The sequence below is a fragment of the Verrucomicrobiia bacterium genome (genome assembly GCA_035574275.1).
GTDB lineage: Bacteria > Zixibacteria > MSB-5A5 > DSPP01 > DSPP01 > DSPP01.
This window is the reverse complement of record DATLYY010000021.1, coordinates 1-25,112: the sequence shown is the minus strand read 5'-3', so window position 1 is coordinate 25,112 and position 25,112 is coordinate 1. Positions and strand designations below refer to the sequence as shown.

At 54.2% G+C, this 25,112-nt stretch carries 29 protein-coding genes and 1 other RNA gene; all 30 read right to left on the bottom strand.

All coding sequences use genetic code 11. From position 1 onward, the window contains the following. Positions 1-6: 6 nt before the first annotated feature. Positions 7-855 (bottom strand): shikimate dehydrogenase, encoded by an 849-nt coding sequence (gene aroE, locus VNL73_03555; protein ID HXF48488.1) that lies wholly within the window; start codon positions 853-855, stop codon positions 7-9. Next, complete coding sequence (gene aroA, locus VNL73_03550) at positions 852-2,213, bottom strand: 3-phosphoshikimate 1-carboxyvinyltransferase (GenBank protein HXF48487.1); 1,362 nt, start codon at positions 2,211-2,213, stop codon at positions 852-854. The genes aroE and aroA overlap by 4 nt, the downstream gene beginning before the upstream one ends. A gap of 5 nt (positions 2,214-2,218) precedes the next feature. After that, on the bottom strand, positions 2,219-3,244 hold the full coding sequence (gene aroF / locus VNL73_03545) for a 3-deoxy-7-phosphoheptulonate synthase (GenBank protein ID HXF48486.1): 1,026 nt from the start codon (positions 3,242-3,244) through the stop codon (positions 2,219-2,221). Positions 3,245-3,246: 2 nt separating this feature from the next. Further along, entirely contained in the window at positions 3,247-4,080 is an 834-nt protein-coding gene (locus tag VNL73_03540; protein HXF48485.1) for a prephenate dehydrogenase/arogenate dehydrogenase family protein, read from the bottom strand. Next, on the bottom strand, positions 4,077-5,774 hold the full coding sequence (gene argS / locus VNL73_03535; GenBank protein HXF48484.1) for an arginine--tRNA ligase: 1,698 nt from the start codon (positions 5,772-5,774) through the stop codon (positions 4,077-4,079). Before argS ends, VNL73_03540 begins: the two co-directional genes overlap by 4 nt. Continuing rightward, a complete protein-coding gene (aroF, locus tag VNL73_03530) occupies positions 5,774-6,787 on the bottom strand; it encodes a 3-deoxy-7-phosphoheptulonate synthase (GenBank protein ID HXF48483.1) in 1,014 nt (337 codons plus the stop codon). Before aroF (VNL73_03530) ends, argS begins: the two co-directional genes overlap by 1 nt. After that, positions 6,787-7,068, bottom strand: coding sequence for a chorismate mutase (locus tag VNL73_03525; protein ID HXF48482.1), 282 nt, complete (start codon positions 7,066-7,068; stop codon positions 6,787-6,789). Before VNL73_03525 ends, aroF (VNL73_03530) begins: the two co-directional genes overlap by 1 nt. After that, the gene (trpA, locus tag VNL73_03520; GenBank protein HXF48481.1) at positions 7,055-7,846 is read right to left on the bottom strand and encodes a tryptophan synthase subunit alpha; all 792 of its coding nucleotides are present in this window, start codon (positions 7,844-7,846) and stop codon (positions 7,055-7,057) included. The genes VNL73_03525 and trpA overlap by 14 nt, the downstream gene beginning before the upstream one ends. Next, the gene (gene trpB, locus VNL73_03515) at positions 7,843-9,045 is read right to left on the bottom strand and encodes a tryptophan synthase subunit beta (GenBank protein ID HXF48480.1); all 1,203 of its coding nucleotides are present in this window, start codon (positions 9,043-9,045) and stop codon (positions 7,843-7,845) included. Before trpB ends, trpA begins: the two co-directional genes overlap by 4 nt. Beyond that, positions 9,023-9,652, bottom strand: a complete 630-nt coding sequence (locus VNL73_03510) for a phosphoribosylanthranilate isomerase (GenBank protein HXF48479.1) — start codon at positions 9,650-9,652, stop codon at positions 9,023-9,025. Before VNL73_03510 ends, trpB begins: the two co-directional genes overlap by 23 nt. Next, positions 9,639-10,442, bottom strand: coding sequence for an indole-3-glycerol phosphate synthase TrpC (trpC, locus tag VNL73_03505; protein HXF48478.1), 804 nt, complete (start codon positions 10,440-10,442; stop codon positions 9,639-9,641). The genes VNL73_03510 and trpC overlap by 14 nt, the downstream gene beginning before the upstream one ends. After that, entirely contained in the window at positions 10,439-11,449 is a 1,011-nt protein-coding gene (gene trpD / locus VNL73_03500) for an anthranilate phosphoribosyltransferase (GenBank protein HXF48477.1), read from the bottom strand. Before trpD ends, trpC begins: the two co-directional genes overlap by 4 nt. Next, positions 11,442-12,029, bottom strand: coding sequence for an aminodeoxychorismate/anthranilate synthase component II (locus tag VNL73_03495; GenBank protein ID HXF48476.1), 588 nt, complete (start codon positions 12,027-12,029; stop codon positions 11,442-11,444). Before VNL73_03495 ends, trpD begins: the two co-directional genes overlap by 8 nt. Next, positions 12,026-13,504, bottom strand: coding sequence for an anthranilate synthase component I (gene trpE / locus VNL73_03490; GenBank protein HXF48475.1), 1,479 nt, complete (start codon positions 13,502-13,504; stop codon positions 12,026-12,028). Before trpE ends, VNL73_03495 begins: the two co-directional genes overlap by 4 nt. Beyond that, a complete protein-coding gene (dapF, locus tag VNL73_03485; GenBank protein HXF48474.1) occupies positions 13,501-14,322 on the bottom strand; it encodes a diaminopimelate epimerase in 822 nt (273 codons plus the stop codon). The genes trpE and dapF overlap by 4 nt, the downstream gene beginning before the upstream one ends. A gap of 205 nt (positions 14,323-14,527) precedes the next feature. Further along, positions 14,528-16,054 carry a glycosyltransferase family 39 protein gene (locus tag VNL73_03480; protein HXF48473.1) on the bottom strand — a complete coding sequence of 509 codons (1,527 nt, stop codon included), beginning with the start codon at positions 16,052-16,054 and terminating at the stop codon, positions 14,528-14,530. A 12-nt stretch (positions 16,055-16,066) separates the two neighbouring features. After that, complete coding sequence (locus VNL73_03475) at positions 16,067-16,843, bottom strand: hypothetical protein (GenBank protein HXF48472.1); 777 nt, start codon at positions 16,841-16,843, stop codon at positions 16,067-16,069. 81 nt (positions 16,844-16,924) lie between these two features. Further along, entirely contained in the window at positions 16,925-17,296 is a 372-nt protein-coding gene (locus VNL73_03470; protein HXF48471.1) for a VOC family protein, read from the bottom strand. Between the two features lie 98 nt (positions 17,297-17,394). Then, positions 17,395-17,739, bottom strand: a complete 345-nt coding sequence (locus tag VNL73_03465; protein HXF48470.1) for a cupin domain-containing protein — start codon at positions 17,737-17,739, stop codon at positions 17,395-17,397. Further along, positions 17,736-17,966, bottom strand: a complete 231-nt coding sequence (locus tag VNL73_03460; GenBank protein HXF48469.1) for a LapA family protein — start codon at positions 17,964-17,966, stop codon at positions 17,736-17,738. Before VNL73_03460 ends, VNL73_03465 begins: the two co-directional genes overlap by 4 nt. Continuing rightward, positions 17,959-18,753: a PhzF family phenazine biosynthesis protein gene (locus tag VNL73_03455; protein HXF48468.1), complete on the bottom strand. Its 795-nt coding sequence runs from the start codon at positions 18,751-18,753 to the stop codon at positions 17,959-17,961. Before VNL73_03455 ends, VNL73_03460 begins: the two co-directional genes overlap by 8 nt. Beyond that, positions 18,754-19,332: a GNAT family protein gene (locus VNL73_03450; GenBank protein HXF48467.1), complete on the bottom strand. Its 579-nt coding sequence runs from the start codon at positions 19,330-19,332 to the stop codon at positions 18,754-18,756. It abuts the gene before it with no gap. Positions 19,333-19,342: 10 nt separating this feature from the next. Next, complete coding sequence (locus VNL73_03445; protein HXF48466.1) at positions 19,343-19,621, bottom strand: hypothetical protein; 279 nt, start codon at positions 19,619-19,621, stop codon at positions 19,343-19,345. Then, positions 19,606-20,208, bottom strand: a complete 603-nt coding sequence (locus VNL73_03440; GenBank protein ID HXF48465.1) for a hypothetical protein — start codon at positions 20,206-20,208, stop codon at positions 19,606-19,608. Before VNL73_03440 ends, VNL73_03445 begins: the two co-directional genes overlap by 16 nt. 85 nt (positions 20,209-20,293) lie before the next feature. Further along, positions 20,294-20,653: a transfer-messenger RNA gene (gene ssrA, locus VNL73_03435) on the bottom strand. Positions 20,654-20,768: 115 nt separating this feature from the next. After that, positions 20,769-21,578: an inositol monophosphatase gene (locus VNL73_03430; protein ID HXF48464.1), complete on the bottom strand. Its 810-nt coding sequence runs from the start codon at positions 21,576-21,578 to the stop codon at positions 20,769-20,771. A 295-nt stretch (positions 21,579-21,873) separates the two neighbouring features. Beyond that, complete coding sequence (locus VNL73_03425; GenBank protein ID HXF48463.1) at positions 21,874-23,076, bottom strand: restriction endonuclease subunit S; 1,203 nt, start codon at positions 23,074-23,076, stop codon at positions 21,874-21,876. 12 nt (positions 23,077-23,088) lie between these two features. Then, on the bottom strand, positions 23,089-23,607 hold the full coding sequence (locus VNL73_03420; protein HXF48462.1) for a hypothetical protein: 519 nt from the start codon (positions 23,605-23,607) through the stop codon (positions 23,089-23,091). Beyond that, entirely contained in the window at positions 23,604-24,191 is a 588-nt protein-coding gene (locus tag VNL73_03415; protein ID HXF48461.1) for a hypothetical protein, read from the bottom strand. Before VNL73_03415 ends, VNL73_03420 begins: the two co-directional genes overlap by 4 nt. Beyond that, on the bottom strand, positions 24,188-25,112 hold a 925-nt coding region (locus VNL73_03410), incomplete at its 5' end, for an N-6 DNA methylase (GenBank protein HXF48460.1). The genes VNL73_03410 and VNL73_03415, both read right to left, overlap by 4 nt.

Genomic DNA, 25,112 nt, shown 5'->3' with positions numbered 1-25,112 from the left:
GGGGGGTTAAAAAGAACCCAAAAGTTCCCGGCGCACCTTTTCCACCGGCAGTTCCTCCCCCGTCCAGAGTTTGAAGGAGACCGCCGCCTGTTGGACCAGCATTTCCAGCCCGCCCACGGCCTTGGCTCCCCCTTTTTTGGCCAGCCGCATAAAGGGGGTGAGCGGGGGGTTGTAGATCAGATCGCAGGCAACCTGTCCGGGCCGGAAGGCAAGTGGGGAGACGGGGAAGCTTTTCTTGCCGTCCATCCCGACCGGCGTGGCGTTGACGATGAGATCCGAGGCCCGCACAGCCCGCTCGGCGTCCTCCCAGTCCACAAAGTCGGCCCACATCCGCTCCGCAAAGAAGGGTTTCCCGGAAAGGTTTTTTTTCGCCTTGCGCCAGTTGCGGCAGATGAAATGGAAATTGCGGGTTTCAAAACGTTTGAAAAGGGCGAAGGCCACGGCGGCCGCCGCGCCGCCCGCGCCGAAAATCGCCGCCGTTGGAAAGTCGCGCTCCGGCATTCGCAATTCAAGGGAGCGTGCAAAGCCGTCGATGTCCGTATTGTATCCTTTCAGCGAAGATCCCTTCACCACCAGCGTATTGACGGCCCCCACCGCTTCCGCTTCCGGCGAGAGTGCATCGAGCAGATCAACCACCGCCTCTTTATGCGGCATGGTGACGTTGGCGCCGATGAATCCCAAATCGGCCAAAGCTCCGATGGTGCGGGAAAGTCTGGCGGGCGGAATTTCGATTTTTACGAAAACGTAGGGAAGCTTTCGGGCCGCAAAACCCAAATTATGGATGAACGGGGAAAGGGAATGGTCCAAGGGCTGGCCGATGATGCCCGCCAATCCGGGATGCTTGGACTTTTTCATTTCGCCAGCCCCTCGAGCGCATCGAAGAATCCAGGGAAGGAAACCTCCACGCACTCCGGCTGCGAAATCAAGGTTTCGCCCGAAGCGGCAAGACCGAGAACGGAAAAGGCCATGGCAATCCGGTGGTCGCCGAATGTTTCAATATCAGTTCCAGTAAGCTCGGCAGGCCCCTCGATCGCCCAGCCATCTTCCAGCTCCCCTACTTTCACACCCATCTTGCGGAGATTGGAAGTGACGGCGGCAATCCGGTCCGATTCCTTTTTGCGCAGTTCACCCGCATCGCGGATAACCGTGGTTCCTTCAGCAGTAGCGGCCAAACAGGCCAGTAAGGGTAGCTCGTCAATCAAGTTGGGAACCATCTCCCCGGCAATTTTCGTCCCCTTTAATCCGCTGTGTCGGGCGGTTATCGTGCCGACCGGCTCGCCGGTTTTTTCCTCCTCCACTTTCCAGTTCAGTTCGGCTCCCATCCGTTTTAGCACGTTCAAGAAGGCCGTGCGGGTCGGGTTGAGCCCCACTTCGCGAACGGTAATCTTTGACTTCGGAACCAAGACGGCGGCGGCAACCAGAAAGGCGGCGCTCGACAGATCCCCGGGGATTTTCAAAGTCAACGGCGCAAGCGACTCCGCCCGACTGACCGAAATCCGCCTTTCTTTTTGTTCCTTGGCCAACCGCCCTTCAAGCGTCGAAAGGTCAAAAGCCGGCGCTGAAATTTCAATCGGAGCTTTCATGGCCGCAAGCATTCGTTCCGTGTGGTCGCGGGTCGGGGTCTTTTCCACCACGACGGTCTTTCCTTCGGCCTGCAAACCGGCCAGCAAAATGGCCGATTTGACCTGCGCCGAGGCGACCGGCAACGCGTATTCGATTCCGGAAAGTTTCGCTCCCGCTATGGTGAAGGGCGGCGGGCCGTTTTTGACGATTTTCAATCCCATTTTAGAAAGGGGGGTTAAAACCCGGTCCATCGGGCGGCCGCGCAACGAGGCGTCGCCGTCCAGCGTGACTTCAAAATCCGATCCGGCCAAAAGCCCGCACAATAGGCGCATGGTGGTGCCGGAGTTGTTGCAGAAAAGGGGCTCGGCGGGGGCGCGAAACTGTCCGAATCGTTTTCCGATGACGGAAAGCTTATCCTCCTTTTTACGGATTTCAACCCCGAGAGATTCCAAACAGGTCAATGTGGCTAAACAATCCAAACTGGGTGAAAAGTTGGAGAATTCCGAGCGGCCGGAAGCGGCGGCGGCGAGCAACGCCGCCCGATGGGAGATGGATTTGTCGCCGGGTACAGTTGGTTCCCCTTTCAACGACCCGGCGTGGCGGACGACTCTGAATTCCGGGCCGGTTTCCGCCTTGCGGGTCAAAACGATTTTTTTCACACTTCCCGACCAATCACTTGGGCAATGGCTGAAATTTCCTTCATCAAGGTGGCAAACTGTTCCGGATAAATCGATTCCTGCCCGTCGGAAAGCGCCTCCTCCGGTTTGTGGTGCACTTCGATTAAAAGCCCGTCCGCGCCGGCCGCCACCGCCGCGCGGGACATCGGCAAAACCTTTTCCCGCCGTCCCGTGCCGTGGGAGGGATCGGCTATGATAGGCAAATGGCTGGTGCGCTCCACGAACGGGATGGCGGACAGATCGAGGGTGTTGCGGGTGTGGTCGGCGAAGGTGCGCACCCCCCGCTCGCACAAAATCACGTTTGGATTGCCTTCGGAAACGATGTACTCCGCGGCCATCAACAGTTCCTGCAAGGTGGCGGACATTCCCCGTTTGAGCAAAACCGGCTTTGCGGACTTGCCGACCCGTTTCAAAAGCGAAAAGTTCTGCATGTTGCGCGCCCCGATTTGGATAACGTCGGCATATTCTTCCACCTGGCTCAAACTTTCCGTGTCAATCGCCTCCGTGACCACCAGCAAGCCGAATTTTTCCCGCACGGCGGCCAGAATTTTCAACCCCTCCTCCCCCAAACCCTGAAAACTGTACGGCGAGGTGCGCGGCTTGAAGGCCCCGCCGCGAAAGATTTTGGCGCCGGAGGCTTTGACCTTTTCCGCCACGGCAAAGGCCTGTTCCTTGCTTTCCACCGCGCACGGCCCGGCCATCACGCAAACTCTTTTCCCGCCGATTTCAACGATATTTCCGGACGGGCCCACGCGGACAATCGTGTCCTCTTTTCTGAACTCCCGCGAGACCAGCTTGAACGGCTGAGTGACGTGGATAACCTCGATGACCCCGGCAAGTACTTCCAGCCGGGCGGCGTTGACCATTCCGAGATTGCCGGTGATGCCGACCACGGTCCGCTGGGCCCCGGGCAGGGCATGGGGTGTAAGCCCCATTTTGCGCACTTCGGCGCAGACCGCTTCCACCTGTTCCGGCGTGGCGTTTCTCTCAAGAACGACCAGCATTTCTACTGCAACATCCTTCCCACCCGGTTGGCGATTTCAAACTGCCGTTTGACACCGTCCAAATTCGGAAAATTGTCGGCAAGTTCGGCCGCTTTTTGGACGAACAGTTCCAATGCTCTTCCAAGTTCACTCCGGTTCGACGAAAAAACATCTCTCCATATGGAAAAGGGGGAGCGGGCCAAGCGGGTGGTGTCGCGCAATCCCGCTCCGGCAAAAACCGACATTCGTTTTGTTTCTTTCTCCAACAGTTCCGCAATCGTCGCCGCAAGAAGTGTCGAAACCAACTGCGGCAGGTGGGAAGTGGCGGCCAGCAGCCAGTCGTGCTTTTCTGGCTCGACAATCACTGGCCGGGCGCCAAGCAACCGGACGAACGATTTCAGTCGGGTTAGCGCTACTGAATTTCCATTCGGACACAAAAACCAATTCTTTCCGGTGAACAGTCCGGTCTCGGCGTTCTCGATTCCCCCTTCCGCCTTTCCTGCGAGTGGATGTCCGCCGATGAAATTCCTTAACTCCTTCGAAGCTAAGTTGCAAATTTCCTTTTTGGTGCTGCCCACATCCGTGATTAAAGTCTCGGCCGGAATCATCGCTGCGAGCTTGGGAAGCAAACCAAGAATTTCTCCTACGGGTGTTGCTAATACTACCAAATCAGTCTCTTTCACCGCTTCCTGTAAACTTTTTGCTCCGCGGTCGATGGCCTTCTTCTTCAAAGCTTTTCGCAAAACCTCTGGACGGTCGAAACCGATGCGGAGAACTTTCTTCTTCCGCAAGGCGAGTCCGATTGAGCCGCCGACAAGACCCGTGCCGAGGATGGCCACCCGACGAAACGGCTTCACATTTCCTCCGGCGATTCGATACCGAGCAGAAACAATCCCTCTTTAAGCACGGATTTGACACACGAACAGAGCACAATTTTAGCGTCAGTGGCGGTGGCATCACCGGTCAAGATTCGCTCCGTTTGATAGAAGGCGTTGAACGCCTTGGCCAAATCGAGGAGATAGGTGGCGATAAAGGAGGGTTCGTACGCCTCCGCCGCCGCCAAAATCGTCGGTGGAAAATTCCCAAGTTGACGAATCACGGGCCAAACCGACTCGGAGGAAATCAAATCAAAATTTACATCTCGGCTCACCGGTTTGCCGTATTTGCGCAGAAGGGAAGCAAGCCGGGCGTGGGTGTATTGCAGATACGGCCCCGTTTCCCCCTCGAAATTCAAAACCTCCTCCCAACGAAAAGTGATATCCTTGTGGCGGCGGGCGGACAAATCGGCGAACAGAATGGCGCCGACGGCGATCATCCGGGCGGTTTTGTCCATATCCTTCAGGTCCGGATTTTTTTCCCGAATCGTTTTTTCCGCCAGTTCGATTCCTTTATCCAGCACTTCCTTAAGAAAGACAATGTTCCCCTCCCGGGTGGACATCACCGCGTCGCCGAACTTCACCCAACCAAAATCGACGTGCACGAGGCGGGAGGCCCAGTCAAATCCCATAAGCGCCAGCGTCTTGAACAACTGCTTGAAATGCAAACTTTGCGCCACTCCGACCACGTAGAGTGACTTTTCAAACCGGAACGTGTCCCAGCGGTAAATCGCCGCCGCCAGATCGCGGGTGGAGTAGAGTGTTGCCTCATCTTTTTTGCGCAGAAGCAAAGGCGGCATTTCGTACGCCGACAAATCCACCACCAAGGCCCCTTCTGAATGGCGCGAAAGCTTTTTTTCCTCGAGAAGCTTGATTACTCCTTCAATTTTGTCGTTGTAGAAGCTTTCCCCCCAATAGTAGTCGAACGTAATGCCCAAGGCGGCGAAAATCCATTCAAATTCCTTCAAACTTAAATCCTTAAAGTGCTGCCAAAGCTTGCGCGTTTCTCCGTCCCCCTCTTCCAATTTTTTGAACCAAAAGCGCCCCTCCTCCGCCATTTGGGGATTCTCTTTGGCTTCCTTGTTGAAACGGACGTACAGCTCGAACAAATGGGTAATCGGGTCTGTTGAAAGCCTTTCCTCGCTTCCCCATTTTTTAAAGGCGGCAATCAACTGGCCAAACTGCGTTCCCCAATCCCCGAGATGATTGATACCGACTGTTTTGTAACCCAGCTTGCCGAAGATTCGATAGAGCGAGTGTCCGATGGCCGTGGAGCGCAGGTGCCCCACGCCGAAATGCTTGGCGATATTGGGGGAGGAATAATCGATGACAATCGTTTTGCCTTCGCCCAGTTTGCTGGAGCCGTAGGCGGTTCCCTCATCAAAGATTTTCCTCAAAACCTCTTGGGAAGCCCGCGCCCGGTCAACCCAGAAGTTGACGTAGCCGGCGACCGCCTGCACTTTTTTCACCCCGTTGCCAAGCACTATCGAGGAGGCGAGCTCGGAGGCAATTTGCGCCGGATTTTTGCGCATCACCTTGGCCAAACCGTGGCAGGGAAAGGCGAAATCACCGAATTCTGCCTGGGGGGGCACTTCGATGACTCGCACCAACTCTTCCCAGCGCTGTCCGGTTTTCTCCGCCAGCTTTTTGGCGATTTCGGTTTTGAACGATTCCACTAAATCTTTCTCCCGATGGCCTGGGCCATTATGCGCAGCTCACGCACCAGCTCTGCAAACTGCTCCGGATAGAGGGACTGGGCGCCGTCCGAGAGCGCCTTATCCGGCTCGTGGTGCACTTCGATCAAAAGCCCGTCCGCCCCCGCTGCAACGGCCGCCCGCCCCATCGGCGCCACGTGGTCGCGCAGGCCGGTGCCGTGGGAGGGGTCGGCGACAATGGGCAGGTGGGATTTCTTCTTCACCACCGGAATGGCAGAAATATCGAGTGTGTTGCGGGTGGAGTTTTCGAAGGTGCGGATCCCCCGCTCGCACAGAATTACCTGCCGGTTGCCGCCGGCCATGATGTATTCGGCGGCCATTAAAAGTTCGTCGATGGTGGCGGCCATTCCCCGCTTGAGCAAAATCGGCTTGTTCAAGTTTCCCAATTCCCTAAGCAAAGTGAAGTTCTGCATGTTGCGCGCACCGATCTGGATAATGTCGGTATAGCGGATGGCAATCGGGATATCCATGCGGTCCATAATTTCGGAAACGGTCAAAAGTCCATTGGCGTCCGCCGCCTCCCGCAAATATTTCAGTCCCTCTTCGCCCAGCCCTTGAAACGAGTACGGGGAGGTTCGCGGCTTGAAAGCGCCGCCGCGCAGCACTTTGGCGCCGGCCTCCTTGACCAGTTTGGCAATTGTTTTAATCTGCGCGCGGCTTTCCACCGAGCAGGGGCCAGCCATAATCACCACTTCCGGCCCGCCGAACACCACGCTGCCAATCTTGACCTGCGTGTTTTCCTTCTGGAAGGTTCTCCCCGCAAGCTTGTACGGCTCGGTGATGCGGATGACTTCCTGAACGCCTTCAAGCAGCTCAAAGTCGCGGATGTCGATGCCGTTCTTGTTGCCGATGGCCCCCAGAACCGTGCGTTCCACGCCGGTGGAGCGGTGCACGTCGAACCCTTTTTCCACCAGCCGTTCGATGGCCGCTTGAATCTGTTCTTCCCGCGCCCCCGGCTGCATGACGATGACCATTACGCGCCTTTCTCCCCTTCTGCTATTTTTCGCTCCAAACTGCGCGATTCATCCAGAATCCGCTCGAAAAGCCGCAAAATGGCGGCGTGGGAAAACGGGCCGCCGTTGGCGGACGCCGCCAGCTCCAAAATCTGCTTTTCCCGTTCCGGCGTGTAGATTTCCATCCCCAGTTTTCTTTTCAGCTTGCCGACCGCTTCCACCAGCCGCCCCCGCTCGTTCAGCAGTTCGACCAACCGGAGGTCGACGACGTCGATTTGCCGGCGCAGTTCATCCAGTTCCATTCAGACTCCCGGCCATTTGGGCAACCAGTGAACAGGCGCGGCGCAAAGCGGTGTTTTGGTTTTTTTCCTCCAAGAACATTTTAATCAAAGCGCTGCCGACCGCCACGCCGTCTGCGTGCGGCGCAACTTGCCTCGCCTGTTCCGGCGTGGAGATGCCGAATCCGACCACAAAAGGTTTCTTCGTTCTCATCCGGACGGAAAGTAAAAAATCTTTCAGTTCCGCGCTCATGTTTTTTCGTTCGCCGGTGACGCCGGTTACCGAAACGCAGTAGGAAAAATCGGACGAGGCGGAAGCGATTTTCGAAATGCGTTCCGGCGGCGTGGTGGGGGCAATCAAATAAACCAAAGACAGATTTTGTCTTCGACAGGTTTTTGAAAGTTCTGCCCCTTCTTCCATCGGCAGATCGGGGACAATCAATCCATCCACGCCGGCATTGGAAGTGTCTTTACAGAATTTATCCAAGCCATAGACGAAAAGCGGATTGTAGTAGCCCATCAAAAGCAAGGGGATGTCAATTTTGGCGCGGGTTTTTTCCGCCATCCTGAAAATGTCCACAAGCCGGGCTCCCCGCTGCAAGGCGATTTGTGAGGAGGCCTGAATGGTCGGCCCGTCCGCCAAGGGGTCGGAAAAGGGGATTCCGAGTTCCACCATATCGGCGCCGGAATCGGCCAGCCCCCAAACGATTTCCGGAGTAAAATCTCTTTTTGGAAAGCCGGCGGTAACGAACGGCACCAAGGCCTTTTTCCCTTTTTTCCAGAAAGAGGCGATGCGGTTCACAGTTTCAAATGCTCCTGAATGATTCCCATATCCTTGTCGCCCCGTCCGGAAAGGCCGAAGATGACGGAGCATCCGGCAAAGCGTCGGCGGGCTTTCAGCAAATAGCCGATGGCGTGGGCCGGTTCCAAGGCCGGGATGATTCCTTCCGTTTGGGAAAGGAAACAAAATCCTTCCAGCGCTTTTTTATCTGTAACAGCTACATACTCGACCCGCCCGGAGTCCTTCAAAAAGGAATGTTCCGGCCCGACGCCGGGGTAATCGAGTCCCGCGGAAATGGAATGGGGCGGTGATACTTGGCCGCTGGAATCCTGCAAGAGGTAGCTTTTGCTTCCGTGCAGAACGCCGGGACGGCCTTTGGTCAGGGTGGCCGAATGACGATTGGTGGAAAGGCCCAGGCCGGCTGCTTCGACACCAATCATTGCGACTTTTGTTTTCAGAAAGGGATAAAAAAGCCCGATGGCATTGGAGCCGCCGCCGACGCAGGCAACGAGATAGTCCGGCAGCCGTTTTTGCCGCTGAAAAAACTGTGATTTTGCTTCTTTCCCGATAATCGATTGAAAATCCCGCACCATCATCGGGTAGGGATGCGGCCCCACCACGGAGCCAACGACGTAAAACGTCGTGCGCACATTCGTAACCCAATCACGAAGTGTTTCGTTGATGGCATCCTTCAAGGTTTTTGAGCCGGAAGTAACCGGAACCACTTTGGCACCAAGCAGTTGCATTTTGTAAACATTGGCGGACTGACGGTGAACATCCTCTTCCCCCATATAAACAATGCATTCCAAACCGTATTTGGCGCAGACCGTGGCGGTCGCCAAGCCGTGCTGACCGGCGCCGGTTTCGGCAATGATGCGCTTCTTCCCCATCCGCAAAGCCAACAAGACCTGCCCCAAAACGTTGTTGATTTTGTGCGCACCGGTGTGGTTCAAATCCTCGCGCTTCAAGAAAAGCCGGAATCCCAGCTCTTTGGAGGCCCGCTCGGCAAAAAACAACGGCGACGGGCGGCCGGCGTAATCGGTGAGCACACGCTTCCATTCAGCTTGAAATTGAGAATCGTTTCTGGCCTTTGCGTATTCCTTTTCCAGCTCAAAAAGCGCGGACATCAAGGTTTCCGGCACAAAACGTCCTCCGTAGGGGCCGAAATGGCCGCGGGCGTCCGGCCGGCGGTAGTTTTTAACGGCCGAAGCGGATTTCATTCGCCACCTCAAAAAAGCGTTTCATCTTTGCCGCATCCTTTTTCCCCGGCCGTTCTTCCACCGAACTGGTCAAATCGACCGCCGCCGGCTGCAAGACCTCGTATGCCTGCCGTAGATTTTCCGCGCCGATGCCTCCGGCCAGAACCAGCCGGGCGTTCCCTTTCAACGCCGTCAATTTCCGCCAATCGAAGCTTTTTCCGCTCCCACCGTAGCAGCCGTTCACTTTGGCATCCGCCAGCGTAAGCAAAGCCGGCGATTTTTGCAAAACTTTGGGCCGAAAATCTTCTCCAATCCGAAACGCCTTTATGACCGGAAATTGTTTTTGAATTTTCTTGACATAGGCATCTCCTTCCTCGCCGGCCAACTGCACAAAATCGAACTCCAGCTTTTCGGCCATTCGCAACACTTCTTCCACCGGTTCGTTTACGAAAACTCCGACTTTTCGAGTGAGCGGTGAAAGCGCCGCAACAATTCGCGCAACTTTGGCAGGGTGGGCAAAACGCGGGCTTTTACCATGGAAGATAAACCCCAACATATCGGCTCCCAGCTTTTCGGCCAGAAGGGCGTCTTCCAGATTGGTTATTCCGCAAATTTTAACTTTTAACATGGGTCAGTTTCTTCAGTTCGGTCAAAAAACGTTTCAATTCCTTCCCCGGTTCGGGCTGGCGCATAAAATGGGTGCCGATTAAAAAACCCTTGTAGCCGGCCCGATGTAACCGGACAGCCGTTTCGGGGGAGTCGATGCCCGACTCGCTGATGAAGGTGGTGTGTCCGTCCATCCATTCCGCCAGTTCAAAAGAGGTTTTCACGTCCACCCGCATCGTTTTCAAATCCCGGTTGTTGACGCCGACGATATCGGCGCCGAAGGCCAGGGCCCGTTCCAGCTCGCTTTTGGTGTGCACCTCCACCACCGCTTCGAGCTCCCATTTGCGGCAGGCCTGCAATAGAATGGAGAGCTTGGCGTCCGCCAGCATGGCGGCAATCAATAACACGGCATCCGCCCCCCAGCTTTTGGCCTCCAAAATCTGGTACTGGTCAAAAATGAAATCCTTGCGCAAAATGGGCAATTTGGAAGTCTTTTTCGCCGCCTTCAAATCCGACTCGGAACCCCCGAAAAACTGCTTTTCAGTCAAAACGGAGAGAGCCGCCGCGCCAGCGGAAGCGTAATCTGCGGTGATTTTTTCCACGCTGCCGTTGGCAGAAATCACCCCGGCCGACGGGGAGGCCCGCTTGAACTCGGCGATGACTGCGGGGCCGGGCTTCCTAAGCGCCGAAAGAAACTTGGGAGGATTGACCGACAAACTCCGAAGCATGGTCGTCATCGGGAGCTTTTTCTTGGTTTCTTCCAGCTCTTTTTTCTTGTAAGCGAAAATCTGCTGCAGGGTGTTCATCATCATTTTGTGCTCGTTTCAACCAACAATTCCAATTTTTTCTTCGCCCTGCCGGAGTCAATCGCCTCTTCGGCCAAAGGCAGCCCATCCCGAACGGTATCGGCTTTTCCAGCCACATACAGGGCGGCGGCAGCGTTCAAAACCGCAGCATCCCGGCGGGGACTTTTCTCCCCGTTCAAAATTGCAAGAATAATAGCCGCATTTTCGCCCGGGTTTCCGCCCGCCAATTCCCGAAATCCGGCCGGGCGGTAGCCCCAGCCGGAGGTTTCCAGAACAAATTCCCGCACCGCACCGCTCGAAAGCTCGACTGCCTGCGAGGGGAAATCGAAGGAGAGCTCGTCCATCCCCCCGCGGTTTGAGAAGCTTAAAATACGCTCGCTCCCCAGAAGCTGCAAAACGGCGACCAGTTTTTCGGTCCAGCTGGGATGAAAAACCCCCAGAAGCTGGCGCTTGACGCCGGCTGGATTGGCAAGCGGGCCCAAAAGATTGAAAAAGGTGCGGAAGCCAAGTTCCTGCCGCACCGGCGCGGCGGTTTTCATTCCGGGGTGAAAAACCGGGGCGAAGCAGAACCCGATGCCAACCTCCTCTACACACTGCCCGACCACCTCCGGCGACGCGTCGATTTTAACTCCGAGTTCGGCGAAAACATCCGCGGAACCGCAGGCGGAAGAGATCCCTTTTCCGCCATGTTTGACGACCGTGGCTCCCGCGCCGGCGGCAATCAGAGCCGCCGCCGTGGAGATGTTGAAGGTGCCGGCCCCATCCCCCCCCGTGCCGCAGGTGTCAATGGCGTTTGGGTCGGAAACGGCCAGCTTGACGGAGCGCTGGCGCATTGCGGTGACGAACCCGGCCAGTTCCTCCACCGTTTCACCCCGCAAACGCAGGGCGGTGGCGAAGGCGGCGATTTGCACGGCAGGCGCGCCGCCGGACATTATCTCCTCCATTGCCTGCCCGGCTTCGGAGAAAGTCAAATGCTCGCCGGCCATCACTTTTTGCAGAAAAATTTTAAACATTGGCCTGAACCGTCCGCGCCATTTTTACGAAATTTTCCAAAAGTTTTTTTCCGCAGGAGGTCAAAAACGATTCCGGGTGAAATTGAACGCCTTCGATGCAATAAATCCGATGCCGCAGCCCCATTATCGTGCCGTCATCGGCGGTGGCCGTCACCTCCAATTCCGGAGGCACGCTTGAGGGCTCCACGGCCAACGAATGGTAGCGGGTGGCAAAGAACGGATTTTCCAGCCCTTCGAAAATCGTCTGGCCGTCGTGGTGGATGGCCGAAACCTTCCCGTGCATAATCCGCTTGGCGCCGACGACCCGTGCGCCGAAGGCAACGGCGATGGCCTGGTGTCCCAGGCAAACCCCCAGAATCGGGATTTTGGGACCCCATTTTTGGACGAGTTCGACTGAAATTCCGGCCTCCTCCGGCCTTTTCGGGCCCGGCGAAATCACAATGGCCCCGGGGAAAAGTTTTTCGATTTCAGTCACCGTAATTTTGTCATTCCGCGCCACTTGAACCGTGCCGTTCAGTTCCACCAGATACTGGTACAGGTTATAGGTGAAAGAATCATAATTATCGAGAAGATAAATCATATTTTCCCCTGGTTGGCCCGTTGGACGGCCAGAAGCACGCCGGCCGCTTTGGAGACCGTCTCTTCGTACTCCCGTTCCGGAACGGAGTCGTACACGATGCCCGCGCCGGCCTGCACGTAGGCCCGGTTTCCGTTGCAAACGACTGTGCGGATGGCGATGCAGCTGTCCAGGTTGCCGGAAAAATCAAAGTAGCCGATGGCGCCGGCATAAATTCCCCGGCGGGAGGGTTCCAGTTCCTCGATGATTTCCATCGCCCGCACCTTGGGAGCACCGGTTACCGTGCCAGCCGGGAAGCAGGAGGCCAGCACTTCAAAGCGCCCGACGCCGGGGCGCAATTTTCCTTTTACCCCGGAGACAATATGCATCACGTGGGAGTATTTTTCGACTTTCATACGATCGGTGAGCGCCACCGTCCCTCCGACGGAGACCCGTCCGATGTCGTTGCGCCCCAAATCGACTAACATCACGTGCTCGGCGGTCTCCTTTTCGTCGGCCAGAAGTTCGCGCGCCAGCTGGGTATCCTCTTCTTCGCACTTTCCCCGCGGGCGGGTGCCGGCTATGGGGCGGGTTTCGGCAAACCCCTCCTCCACCCGTACCAGCATTTCGGGGGAGGAGCCGGCAATGGAAACATCCCCCAGTTTAAGAAAATAGAGATAGGGCGAGGGATTGACTGAACGCAGAGCGCGATAAACGGAGAAGGGATCAGCCGCCAGGGGAACGGAGAATCGCCGGGAGAGCACCACTTGGAAAACGTCCCCGGCAACGATGTATTTCCTGGCTTTCTCCACGGTTTTCAAAAACCGTTCCTTGGATGTGTTGGAAACCGCCTCGCCGCCCTTCTTTTTGCCGGTTTTCAAACGGGGGAAACGGAGCGGTTTTGCCAGCAGGGATTTTACTTTCGAAACCTCCTTAACTGCCGCCGCATACAGCTTGTCCAGTGGCAATTTGGGGAGATGTAAATCGACTGATTTGACAATCAAAATCTTATGTTTCAAATGATCAAAGATAAGAATCAAGTCATAGATGCCGAACCACGAATCGGGCTGTTTCAGGTCATCCTTCAAACGGTTGGGAAGTTTCTCGATATGCCGCACGATGTCATACCCGAAGTAGCCGACGCCCCCTCCCCAAAAACGGGGCAAACCTTCCACCCTCGGTGCGCGGTACTTGGCAAACAAATCCTCCAATTGGGTCAACGGATTCCCGGTAAAGCTTTTCTTCCTCTTCCCATCCGAGATGAATTCAATATTCTTCCCCTTGCTTTTGAAAATCATCCTCGGGTTGGCGCCCAGAAAAGAGTAGCGGGCCAGTTTTTCCCCTCCTTCGACCGACTCGAGCAGGAAGGCAAACTTTGCTCCTTTGGAAATTCGCAGAAAAGCGGAAACCGGCGTTTGCAAATCGGCCGGCGCCTCTTCCCAGACTGGAAGAATGTTCCCCTCGCGAGCAAATTTCTCAAACTCTTCAAACGAGGTCACAACTCAAACTCTCCTGAAAAGAGATAGCGAACCGGGCCGGAAAGATAAAGATGGCCATCTGTCTCCCATTCCACGTTCAGAACCCCTCCCGGCATTTGGATCTTGGCTTTGCGCGCCAGCCGCCCGGTGATGACGCCGGCGGCGAGCACGGCCACCGAGCCGGTGCCGCAGGCCAACGTTTCCCCCACACCCCGCTCCCAGACCGCCACGGTCGCCCGTTTTTTGCCGTGCGGGCGGACAAATTCGATGTTGGCCCCTTTGGGAAAAAGCCGGTGGCGTTCCAGTTTCTCCCCCAATTCCGCCCAGTTTACAGGAATCGAATCGACGAACAAAACCAGATGGGGATTCCCAACGGAAACGGCCGTGCCGGTAAAGACCCGGCCGCCCGCCTCGATGGACTGGTTGATGAAAGCGTTTTTGGTCGAGTTGAGCGGAATGGCACCGCCGTCCCAAACGGGGCGACCCATGTCGACACGGTAATAATCCCCGCGGGTACGCACCACTTCGGTCGCCCCCCGGACGGTCTCGAAGACAGCCCGTTTTCCGACCACCCAGCGCAAACGGAAAAGGAGATGGGCCAAACAGCGGGCGCCGTTGCCGGAAAATTGGCCGTCCGAGCCGTCCGCGTTGAAAATCCGCATCCGCCACTTGGCGGCCCGCCCTTTTTCCAAGATAATCAGGCCGTCCGCTCCGATGCCGGTGTGCCGATGGCAGAGCCGTTTTACCAAAGCGACCGGCGGCATTTTAGGCAAATTTCGTTCTAAAACGATGATAAAATCGTTTCCGGCCGCTTCCAGTTTGTAAAATTTCAGCTTCATATTCGTTTTCCAGCAACAAAAAAGCCCCGCTTTCGGGCGGGGCCAAGCTTACGCACAAACAAAGCTAACCCGCCCGCAAGCTCGAATACCAGTACCAACCCCCATTCAAACAAGCCGGCGAGCAGAATAGCGCTTTCATTCTTTAACCTCTTACGAATTAATATAGCCCGGCCCCATACCAAGTCAAGCAAAAAGTCGATATGACTCACTTTTCCACCTCCAGCCGGCAGACCCAGGCCTCCTTGGAGTGGTTGTATTTCGGGTTGAGCCAGAGCAATATTCTATCGGCCAAACTTGGGGAAATGTGGGCAAGTACTTCCGTTCGTCCCAGATGCTCATTGATCATTTTCAGGTGCATCACCGGTTTTCCCTGCGAAAAAATAACAGCATAATCAAGGGAGGCAACCGGCGGACCGATTCTTCCCGAATGCCGCAAACGCAGGGTATCGAAATCAGCCGAAGTGTAGGCCCGGTATATCTCGGGTTTGGGGCGGGATGGGTCGGCGCCGTCCAAATAATACAGAGGAAGAAGCGTGCCCCGTTCGGTGAAATCCACCACCACACCCCGGGCATCCCCACTTTCATAGAGACTGATAAAGGAGGCGATGCGGGCCTTCTGGCTGTAATTGAAAGTGGCCAGAATCAACAATACGGCGTTCACGGCCCAAAACCAGCGCCAACCCCAGCGAATCCAGGAAGTGAGAGATGACCGGTTTTCCTGCCAGAAAAAAAGCCCGGCCGTTCCCATCAAAGCCAAAAGCGGAAAAATGGGGAGAATGAATCGTTCTTGTTTACCGGGAACGGCGGAGTGGATAATTAAAAAGGCCAAAGCGGCCCAAATCAATACGCCGAAACGTTTGGCCCAGCGAACAATGGCGGCCAGGAAAAAAAGCGAAAAGGGGGGGATGAAAAGACCCACAAGCAAAAGCAAATAGCGATACCAGGGACCTACGATGTAATCCCGTGCGTGCTCGAGATTGTGTTGGATATAGACCCGGAAGGAGCCAAAGAAAACGCCGTGCGCCCACCAGTCCCAAACCGCCTCGGCCAGCACTGGAATCAGTCCAAAAGTTGTCATTAAAGCCAACCCCCGCCATGCTTGGCGATAAATCAAATAAAGCCCAACCCCCAAAATGGCCGCCGCCACCTGCCAGCGGACAAGAAACGCCAATCCAAAAGTAATACCTGCCAAAGCCCAAGAGCGGTTCGAGTTTCTTGACTTTCCCATTTCCGCTTTGACGGTTTCATAAAGCCCCCACAGAAGGAAAGGAATGCAGAAGGATTCAATCAAGTTGCGGACCGAGACGTAGGGCATCAAGAAATAGGCGGCTGACAAAAGCCCTGCGGTGAAGGCGACGCGGCGATCGAACAGCAATAGGCCAAGCTTGTAGGTCAAGGCAATCGTCCAAAGGGAAAACAAGGCGTGCAAGAGCCGGTTGACCAGCATTATGGCGTCCGGATGGTAAATGCCGAGTTGATGCAGAAGAGCCATCAAAAGCCAGTTGAGCGCGGGGTAGAAAAGGGAGCGATAGAATTGCACATCACCCGGCAGAAAGACGAAATTTTCCCGCTGCCAGTCGGCGGCGATTTCGATTACCTGAAAATGATCGTCCGTCCCCATATAGCCGCGGGCGAAAAAGGCGGCCCAGAGACGGAGAAAAAGCCCAAGGATTAGAAGAAGTTCAAGCGGATGGCCAGAGGCCCAAATCCGGAAACGTTCAAACCGCGGCATTCGGGGAAAACCTTACAACCGGAAGTTGGAACCGAAGCCGATGTAGAAACCGGAGAAATCGAGCTTGACCGGCTGGGCCGTGTTGCTGCCGGGCGGGAAGAATGTGGCCTCTACCTCGTTTTGCGTGGTGCCGCCGTCGTTCCGGCTTCCCGTGAAGGCCTCTATCGGATTCAACCGCCCGAGCGCCTCGACGAAGAAGTTTTGACCGTTCACAAGCGAAAACGGGAGGATGTAAATCGCGCGGAGCTCGCCGTATATTGCCAGTGAACTGTATTTTTCCAAGAGAAAACGGGTGAGCGAATCGGGCTGGCCGGGGTTGCGTCCGTAAACTTTGACGTCGTCCCGAAAACGGGCGAAGGAGAATCCGCTGCCGACTCCCAAGAGGATGTTTTCCTGCGGGCCCAGCCGCCAGAAGGCATCCAATCCGAGATTTATTTCTCGCGGACGGGTCAGGGCATGCACCCGAACCGTGTCGTTGACTGCTTCGTTGACGCGGGTGGCTTGCAAATATTCAATCGTTCCGAGCAGCGTAAGTTTGGGCAGGACGTCAAATTGTAGCCCGAGATTGAAAGAGATATGGCTGGAGGGGAGGTCTTTGAATACGTAATTGCTGTCGGCCCGGTCGAAAAACGGCTTGCGGTTGGGTATCCGCTGGTTCAAATCCTCCAGCTTCCAGTAGGAGTAGCCGGAGGAAATTCGGCCGAACCACTTGGGAAAAAAGCGGGCTTCGGCAACCGGCGAAAAAAACCAGAAAAACCCGACTATCAAAAGGGAAAACCGCCTCAACATTGGCAAAAGGTAGCTTTCACGAGTTTAATGTCAACCATAAAAAAGCCCCGGCTTTCGGCCGGGGCTTGGGTAAAAAGTAGCTTATCCCGCGTTCGGGTCGTTCTGCCAGAGACCGAAGACGTTTCCTTCGGGATCCAAGCAGACCGCAAACCACCCCATCTGCGGTACAGGGGATTTCGGCATAATCACTTGTCCGCCGGCCGCCGCGACCTTCTTGCTCCACTCCTCCACCGAAGCCACATCGATGTAATTGGTGGGAACGTGTCCCGGGTTCATTTTTTTCATCAGCCCGCCGTTGATGCCGGGTTTTTCCTGGGCCGACTTGGTGGTCACGAACCAGTACTCCATTCCGGGGACTTTTTCGATTTTCCAGCCGAAGATGCCGGTGTAAAAACCGGAAAGCTTTTCGGGATTATTCGCCGGAATTTCAAAATGCACTACCGGAGCATCCATAAAACCTCCCAACCTTTGAAAGTTAATTTCCTGCGCGGCATCTTCCGCGCACAACCTTAATACGCAAATATAACTGAATCGGTTCCACGGGAAACGTTTTATTTTTCGGGCGGATAGCCCCCCTCCGGGCCGAAGAAGATGACCCAGACCGCCAAATCCTCCGAAAAATCCTCGAAACGGTGGGCCACTCCCGCCGGGGCGAATAGGAAATCCCCCGCGCCGAATGGCTGGCGGGTTCCGCCGCAGAGATAGAGCCCTTCGCCGTGGGCCACGAAGTAAATTTCATCCCGAGTATGAGGCTGTTGGGGATCGACTCCGTGCGGGGCATAAATTTCCACAGTCAAATCGCCTCGCTTAAAGACATTCGCAAATAGTTTTCCCTCCGGCGTTGGCAACCGGGCCAGCGCTTCCTCCACGGAGATACGGAATTTCTCTTCCCTCATTTTGCAGCCCTGCCTTTTTTGGCCCGGACGGAAAGAAAAATGCCGAAAATCAGACCAAAAAGGGCGGATATTAAAATCAGGATGGCACGGGGCATCGAAACCGCCCAGAAAAGAAACTTGAGCGAAACCGGCTGGGTGTTTTGTAGGACGGCCACGGCAAATAGGAAAAGCAGAACGGCTGTGAAAATCAATCTTCCCGAACCGGCGGCATCATGCGGTTTAGCCATTGACCAGTTCCGCCACCAAAACAGTTACCGCCCGCCCGCCCAGATGCACCCGGTCTCCATCCACCCGCACCCGAACCGTTCCGCCCCGGCTAGAGGCCTGATAACCGACCAGTTCCTTCTTTCCCAATCGTTCGGCCCAGAAAGGAGCCAGCGTGCAGTGGGCCGAGCCGGTGACTGGGTCTTCGTCCACCCCCACCGCCGGGGCGAAGAAGCGGGAGACGAAATCAAAGCCCTCGGATTTTGCTTTAGCCGTAACAATAACGCCCCGAACGGGCAATTGCTTTACCCGGCCGATATCGGGATTCAAACCCTTGACCATGGCTTCCGACTCAACTTCTATCAAATAATCAAACCGGCTTTTCCCTACGTATTTTGCATCAACTCCCAGAGCTTGCAGCAATCCCGGCGGGGCTTCTACCGTTGCGGCGGGTGTGGCAGGAAAATTCATTTCAATAAGTTTGCCAGCTCGTTTAGCGGTTAAAAGCCCGCTTTTAGTGTGAAAACGGGCCTCTTCCCTAACCGGCAATTGCCCCGTCTCCCACAATACATGGGCCGAGGCCAAGGTGGCGTGGCCGCAGAGGTCAACTTCGACAGCGGGGGTGAACCAGCGCAGGTTGTAGCCGTCGGATTGCTTGACCAGAAAGGCCGTTTCGGCCAGATTCATTTCCCGGGCCACGTCCTGCATCCATTTTTCGCTCCTTGCTTCCGGCAAAATACAGACACCCGCCGGATTGCCGGTGAAGGGGCGGTCGGTAAAAGAGTCAACTTGATAGATTTTTTGTCCCATCTATGTCTTTCTTTCTCTTTTTTGCATCCATTCATCGCGCAAGATAGCATACTGATATTCATCCCGCCATTCCCCTCTGTTACTGATGCTTTGGAGAAAGTGTCCCTCTCTTCGCATTCCAAGCCGCTCCAAAAGGCGGATAGAGGCCGCGTTTTCGCAATCCGTAATGGCGACAACCCGATGCAGGCCGAGTTTAGCAAATGCGTATTCCAGCAGCGCAGAGATGGCTTCGGAGGCAAACCCTTTTCCCTGATGCCGGCGCGCAAGGGTGAATCCAATTTCCCCCTGACGGCTATCCTCCATACCGGTCCTCAACACGCAGTCGCCGACCAATTCGTCGGTCGATTTCAAGGCAATGGCCAACTGGAACCATTCTCCGTGCGTTCCCGGTTGGAGGGATTGTTGATTCTGAATAAAAACCCGCAATCCCGATTCATCCGTCACGCTCCAGTTTTGATAGCGGGCAACTTCCGGGTCGTTACGGTAGGCAAAAAGAGCGTGCAAGTCGGAATCGGCGAACCGCCGCAAAATCAGCCGGTCGGTTTCGAGTCGGGAAAAAGTCAACCTATTAGCGGCCATCGAAGATATTTTACCGAATCAAACCCGGCCCCAGAATAAAAAAGTAGACTCCCAGACCGGTCAGTCCAAACAAAATCCAACCGACCTTACTGGTGACTGTAACCGGATTTTCACGGGTTGTCTGGCGTGGAGTGCCGACGGCCGCGGGAACCCAGACCAAAAGCCAGGTGCCGCCGAAGGTGGCCAAGGCGGCGGAGAAAAGAATGGCTTTCATCCCACCGGGGCCCATGGCCGCCGCCAGAGAGTTTGCCGTTCCGCCGACCAGATACGGCGTCAAGGTAAGCGCCAAAGCCCGTTTTCGACGATTGGTCGGGCCCAAAAATTCATCGATGGTGCGGACGGCGTAAAAAAAGTGGCCATATGAATGGTTATGCCAACCAATGTTAATCCGATTTGCCAAGGAAGTTTCGGCTCCAAGCCGTGCAAAAAATTATGCCAGTCGCCAAAGGAAGCGAAAGACAAAGCAAACATATAACCGCTACCTTTGAGGAAATTGATGGTTCCCAAAAGCCAGAGAAAATAGCGCAGGTGGGCGGAGCCGCCCCGAAGTTTGCGGTGCCAGATGAGGAAAACCGCGCCGAAGATGAAGTTGGCGGCGCAGCCGCCGGCGGAAATGGCCCGCACGGCCCAAGCGGAAAGGCCGGTGTGGTCGGTTTCGACGTAAGCGTTCGTAATCTGGAGCACTTTTGCGCCGACAAGAAATGCGGTCAAACCATGGCCGATCGCTTCGTGGATGAAAGCGGACAACAAATAGACGGTGATTCCTATCGCCGCGACAGTTAAAAGGTCTGTCTTCAACTCCGCGATAGGTTCAGCCGGCAGTCCGTTCACCGCTTCCTTTAATTGAACCAGTTGGAATCCGGCGACATGGCTCAAAAAGGATAGATTCCCTCTCCATCCAAGTCAAGCCGGAAATTTGTTTTGGTTTTAACTAATCAATGATCCCTAATCCCTGTTTTTAAAGTGGAGGCGGCGGGAATCGAACCCGCGTCCGAAGGAAATTCAAAAAAGCCCTCTACCTGTATAGCCCTTCTTCTTTTTTATTCATCCGGACTTATGCCTCGGGCGGGCTCAAGAGCGGACCAGTTCGAGAAAGCTCCTCGGTCTCCGGTCCCGAACACCCGAAAACCCAGCCCTTTTAGTCGACGTCAGCTCTCCAGCCAAAGGGCAAACCGGAAAGGGACGGGCTACGCTATTTTATTAGGCAGCCAGTGCAACGTGATCGTTGGCACTTGAATTGTATCCCGCGAGATTAGCGAGCGTGCAGGGAGCTCGACAGGCCAGCTTTTTCTCCTTGTCCTCGTCGAAACCGGTCGCCCCCAAGATTTGGCCCCGGGGAAGCCGGAAGGCAGGATGCTGGTGGGCGGGGTCATGCCCGCCCGACAGTATAATATACGGCAAAAAGGGCCGTAATTTCCACTGTTAATTTAACGGTTTTAGCCCGGCGTTGGTTCCAGACCTCCCCCCTGCGCACGACCGTGAAGAATCTTCAAAACCTGTTCATGCAGTTTGCCGTTCGTCGCCAAAGCCGAGCCGGAATAAATGGTGGGGCGTCCCTCAAGATCGGTGAGTTTGCCGCCCGCCTCCTCGACGATGATTTTGTTGGCGGCGATATCCCATGGGGCAAGACCATCCTCAAGGTAGATTTCCCCCTGCCCTTGCGCCACGAGCATGTAGCCGAGATAATCCCCCGGGCCGCGCTGGTATGGAGTTTTTTCGACCAACCGCAACAGCCCGTCCCAATAAAAACCCTCTTTGCTTTTTCTTAAACCGCTGTGGAAAAATATGGACTTGTCCAGCGAGCCGGCGTTCGATACGGAAATACGCTTGCCGTTGCGATACGCTCCGCCCCCCTTGCGGGCGCTCCAGAGTTCGCCAGTGGCGGGACTATGTACGACTCCGGCAGTGATTTCTCCTTTTTCCTCAAAAGCTATCAGAAGTGCCCAGATAGGAATACCCCGGACGAAGTTCCGGGTACCGTCGATGGGGTCGATAATCCAGCGCCGTTCTTTCGAACCCTGTTGGCCGAATTCTTCGCCTAAAAATCCACAGCCGGGCATCCCTTTCTGCAACGTTTCAATGAGGATTTCTTCCGTTTCTTTGTCGGCTTTGGTGACCGGCGAGCCGTCGGCTTTTCTCTCAGCGGAAACGCCCCTTCGGAAATAACGGAGGGCAACTTTCCTGGCTTTCAGCGCGGCTTTTTCGGCTAATTCAAGCGGAGATTGCTTCAATGAATTTTTGGGCATATTAAATGCGCCATGGAGGACTCGAACCTCCGACCCGCTGATTAAGAGTCAGGCGGCCAGCCAGCGAAGCAATTGTGTTGCAGCACAACGAGTTAGGTATTTAGAAGTTTCAGGTTTGTGTAAGAATCAGGCGGCCTTTTTAGCTCTTGTTTCCTTGGTTCTTCGGACCGCCCTCCTATTTTCCTCCCTCCTTTCTTCCGTCCAATAGGTTGCCGTTTCTACCGCTCGTGCGAAAGCTCCGGCGGCTCGATCAATTAATTAGCAGAAATGGCGGTGTCAAGTGGAAACGCACACTTTACGATGAGCCAAGTTCGTGCGCGAGGATGGACTGCCGCAGCACCACAAATTCGTTTGCCGTCGCCTCCTGCAGGGATTGGAGCTCTCGAGTCTTGGCAGAGAGTGCGTCCAAATACTCAACTATCTTTCTCTGCTCGGCGAAAGTCGGAAGAGGAATCGTTTGGCTTAGAACGTCCTTATCAGAAACGGCCGGATAGGACGCACCGCGCTGTAGCGGAATAATTTTTGAAACAAAATTATCGGAATTAACGATGTGAAAAACGTAGCTGGAATCTGCAATTCCTTCTTTCGGTCGTAACACGCAAAAACCTGTAGAAGCGATCGAATTACTCAAATCCTTTGGAATAAATGCTATGCGTTTCAAGTACGGTCGCGTCGTGGCAAAAATGGTATCGCCTTCTCGAACCAGTTTGCGCGCACGAGAAGGGGCCTCTTTTACCGGTAAAACTCGCGCGGTTATCGCACCAATTCCGTCCATCTCGCTTACCGAGGTTATATCAATATAGTTGAAGCTGCCTTTACTGATTTTCTCCGGTTGGACCAACTTAGTTTTTTCGCAAATATCGATAAGTTTTATTTCCTCCCAACCTTCTCTTCCGGCGCGGCCAAACACATCGTGCAGGGCGGAGGGCAAAAGGGCAGCGGAGGCGGAGAGGGCTTCAGCGCGTAGGCGGCCGGCCTCGTCAAGTTTCACAAAAAGTTTTTCGATTTTAGATATGATCCTCTTTTGTTCGTCGAGGGGCGGGAGCGGGATCTTAATAGCTTCTAATTTTGTCTGATTGATACCGGCCTGATTCACCCATTGAGTGCAGAGCCGGGCGAATAAGCCTTCTTGCCAGAATTTCCAAAACATCAGAACCACATATTTTGGCATCGCGACTTTTTCATCCACACGAATTCTCGTCAAATGGTTACTAAATGCATACGGTAAGTCACTGTCGACAAGTAAGGTTTTACCTACAAGTTCGACACTATTTGTGTTGTTAAACAAGATGTCGTTTTTCTTTAAAGAATCTGCCTTTTCGTCGACAAATCGTTTCGGTATTTTTGTAATGGTCGACAAGTCCAATCTCCCGTCTAAACTTATGTTGTTGGTACGCAAGTGAATAACACCATCCTCGACTCGTTTTGTCTTGGCACACGCGAAGCCAGACCTTATTTCTTTTGCAATTTCTCCTAATTTTTTTGTTGGCCAAGACATTCTATTTATTTCCTATCTGTTTCGATCGTAGAAAGCGGAGTGCTGTATCGCTCGTAACAATGGATACGTTTCTGGAATCACGTCATTTCGTGGATTTTTATTTCTCAGTTCAGAATTGATTTGCCTCAAAAACTCCGGAATGTGCAGAACTTCTATCCCGATTCCTTCCCAAGGAGAGCCGGAAGGTGCCGATGATTTCCAAGAATTCACTTCTGGGCAGGGGTTAAGATTTAGGCCCACCAAAGCAATCTGCCTCGGTTTCATGCTCATCTGTTTGAAAGGAAATATCTCCATATAATACTTTCTTGCATCTGTAAATTTCCGTTCAAAATTTCGCTTTCTCCTTGCCCAGGAATAAGAGTCGGCTGACGTTTCTATATGTATTAATTCTTGCGCTTCCGGTTTATATCCTACGACATCCATCTCACCAGCGTATCCGCCTCCCCGCAACGGTCCGAATTTTATGTTTGTTCTGACAAAATATCCCTTGTATTCATACCACTCTGCGGCAAGCTGTTCCAGAAAATTCATGGCCTTATTTTGTCCACAGAGCTACCTGTGGCAGCATTTTCGATTTCGTCAGAATTAATTGCAACGCTAAATTTCTTCACACTGTCCAAATTCCTTAGGAAGTGGTCTTTTAGATGCACATCTTGAATTGGATTTAGCTTTGCCTCTTGAACTTTATGAAATTGGCCATCTGGAGTGGCAATGATAAAGCCTATTGGTGTGACGTTAAATACCCGGCGTTCGTAATTCTCAAACGTCGGGCTTTGCCGGGCGTGGGCAAGGTAAACGTGATCGAAGACGCCGCCCTCAAATAGCATCTTGTTGTTAACGTCAAACACATAGGGCAGGTTCAAGTAGTTCAACGCCTGATCTAACCCTTCATATAAAGCCGGTGGCTCCTGTTTTCCCTTATTTTTACGAAATCCTTTAAGCTCATACCCGATAACTTGGTTGTCTTTTGTGATTTCTAAAATATCGATGTCGGTGCCGCAGTAATAATTCCAGTCGCGGTCTAAATTGGTGTTGTGTGAAAACTTTCGGAATACCCTGCTTTCTTTTGGAAGGTATTTTGAAATCATCGATCGGGCTAACTGTTCTTCGGTCATACTAACTCTCGAATCTCCTCCAAAAGTTTTCCAATCTTGCGCTCCTTTTCCTCGATTTCCCGAACCAGCTCTGCAGGCGGCTTGTGAGCCAGATCGGATTTTCCGTTGGGGTTTTTGGCAGTGAGATCAAAGAATTTGAGATTCTCGGCTGGAACGATCCACGAGGAATCGGATGCAACGCGCTTTTGATATTTTTTCCAGCTATCTTCCAAGGCCGTATCGCTAATTGGTTTTCCTTTCGAAAATTTTCCGGTTAGCTCATAGTACCAAACCTCCTTGGTCGGCTTGCCTCGTTCGAAGAAGATAAGGTTGGTTTTGACGCCTGTGCCAACGCCGGTAAATACCCCTTGTGGAAGCGAGACCACGGCAAAAAGATTGTTTTCCTCCAACAGGTCTTTTTTGGTGCTTACGAACGCCTTTTCGTTAATACGGGAAAGAAAGCCCTCGTCCACGACCATTCCACACCGACCACCGGGCTTTAGCCGCCGCAATATGTGCTGCACCGCAAGCACCTGGGTTGCGCTGGTGGGATAGGGAAAGTTCTCCAAAAGCGTGGTTTCTTCCTCCCCGCCAAAGGGCGGATTGGTGAGCACCACGTCAACCCGTTCCGCCGGGTCGAGCTGGCGGATGTTCTTGGAAAATGTGTTGCCGCGCGTCAGCTTTGCCCCATAAAGGCCGTGCAGAATACAGTTCATTACGCCCAAAAGAAACGGCACCGGTTTTTTCTCCTGTCCTTGAATGATACCGGACTGCAGTCTTTCGTATTCCTTTGCGGAAGGATGTTTGGCTTTGAGGTGCTGGAAAGCTTCAACCAGAAAGCCGCCTGATCCCATAAAGGGGTCAAGAATGGTTTCGCCAATCTTGGGGTCAATGATTTTGATAACGAGGCGAATGATAGGTCGCGGCGTGTAGAACTCGCCG

Bases quoted from the DNA above. Each gene is read 5' to 3' on its own strand.
- VNL73_03495 (HXF48476.1), bottom strand. From the start codon at position 12,029: ATGATTTATCTTCTCGATAATTATGATTCTTTCACCTATAACCTGTAC.
- VNL73_03430 (HXF48464.1), bottom strand. From the start codon at position 21,578: ATGCCCAAAAATTCATTGAAGCAATCTCCGCTTGAATTAGCCGAAAAA.
- VNL73_03510 (HXF48479.1), bottom strand. From the start codon at position 9,652: ATGTTAAAAGTTAAAATTTGCGGAATAACCAATCTGGAAGACGCCCTT.
- VNL73_03425 (HXF48463.1), bottom strand. From the start codon at position 23,076: ATGTCTTGGCCAACAAAAAAATTAGGAGAAATTGCAAAAGAAATAAGG.
- VNL73_03415 (HXF48461.1), bottom strand. From the start codon at position 24,191: ATGACCGAAGAACAGTTAGCCCGATCGATGATTTCAAAATACCTTCCA.
- VNL73_03525 (HXF48482.1), bottom strand. From the start codon at position 7,068: ATGGAACTGGATGAACTGCGCCGGCAAATCGACGTCGTCGACCTCCGG.
- VNL73_03470 (HXF48471.1), bottom strand. From the start codon at position 17,296: ATGGATGCTCCGGTAGTGCATTTTGAAATTCCGGCGAATAATCCCGAA.
- aroF (HXF48483.1), bottom strand. From the start codon at position 6,787: ATGGTCATCGTCATGCAGCCGGGGGCGCGGGAAGAACAGATTCAAGCG.
- trpC (HXF48478.1), bottom strand. From the start codon at position 10,442: ATGATGATGAACACCCTGCAGCAGATTTTCGCTTACAAGAAAAAAGAG.
- VNL73_03460 (HXF48469.1), bottom strand. From the start codon at position 17,966: ATGGCTAAACCGCATGATGCCGCCGGTTCGGGAAGATTGATTTTCACA.
- aroE (HXF48488.1), bottom strand. From the start codon at position 855: ATGAAAAAGTCCAAGCATCCCGGATTGGCGGGCATCATCGGCCAGCCC.
- VNL73_03455 (HXF48468.1), bottom strand. From the start codon at position 18,753: ATGGGACAAAAAATCTATCAAGTTGACTCTTTTACCGACCGCCCCTTC.
- VNL73_03465 (HXF48470.1), bottom strand. From the start codon at position 17,739: ATGAGGGAAGAGAAATTCCGTATCTCCGTGGAGGAAGCGCTGGCCCGG.
- VNL73_03475 (HXF48472.1), bottom strand. From the start codon at position 16,843: ATGTTGAGGCGGTTTTCCCTTTTGATAGTCGGGTTTTTCTGGTTTTTT.
- VNL73_03450 (HXF48467.1), bottom strand. From the start codon at position 19,332: ATGGCCGCTAATAGGTTGACTTTTTCCCGACTCGAAACCGACCGGCTG.
- dapF (HXF48474.1), bottom strand. From the start codon at position 14,322: ATGAAGCTGAAATTTTACAAACTGGAAGCGGCCGGAAACGATTTTATC.
- VNL73_03420 (HXF48462.1), bottom strand. From the start codon at position 23,607: ATGAATTTTCTGGAACAGCTTGCCGCAGAGTGGTATGAATACAAGGGA.
- aroF (HXF48486.1), bottom strand. From the start codon at position 3,244: ATGCTGGTCGTTCTTGAGAGAAACGCCACGCCGGAACAGGTGGAAGCG.
- trpD (HXF48477.1), bottom strand. From the start codon at position 11,449: ATGTTTAAAATTTTTCTGCAAAAAGTGATGGCCGGCGAGCATTTGACT.
- trpB (HXF48480.1), bottom strand. From the start codon at position 9,045: ATGAAATCCGCTTCGGCCGTTAAAAACTACCGCCGGCCGGACGCCCGC.
- VNL73_03480 (HXF48473.1), bottom strand. From the start codon at position 16,054: ATGCCGCGGTTTGAACGTTTCCGGATTTGGGCCTCTGGCCATCCGCTT.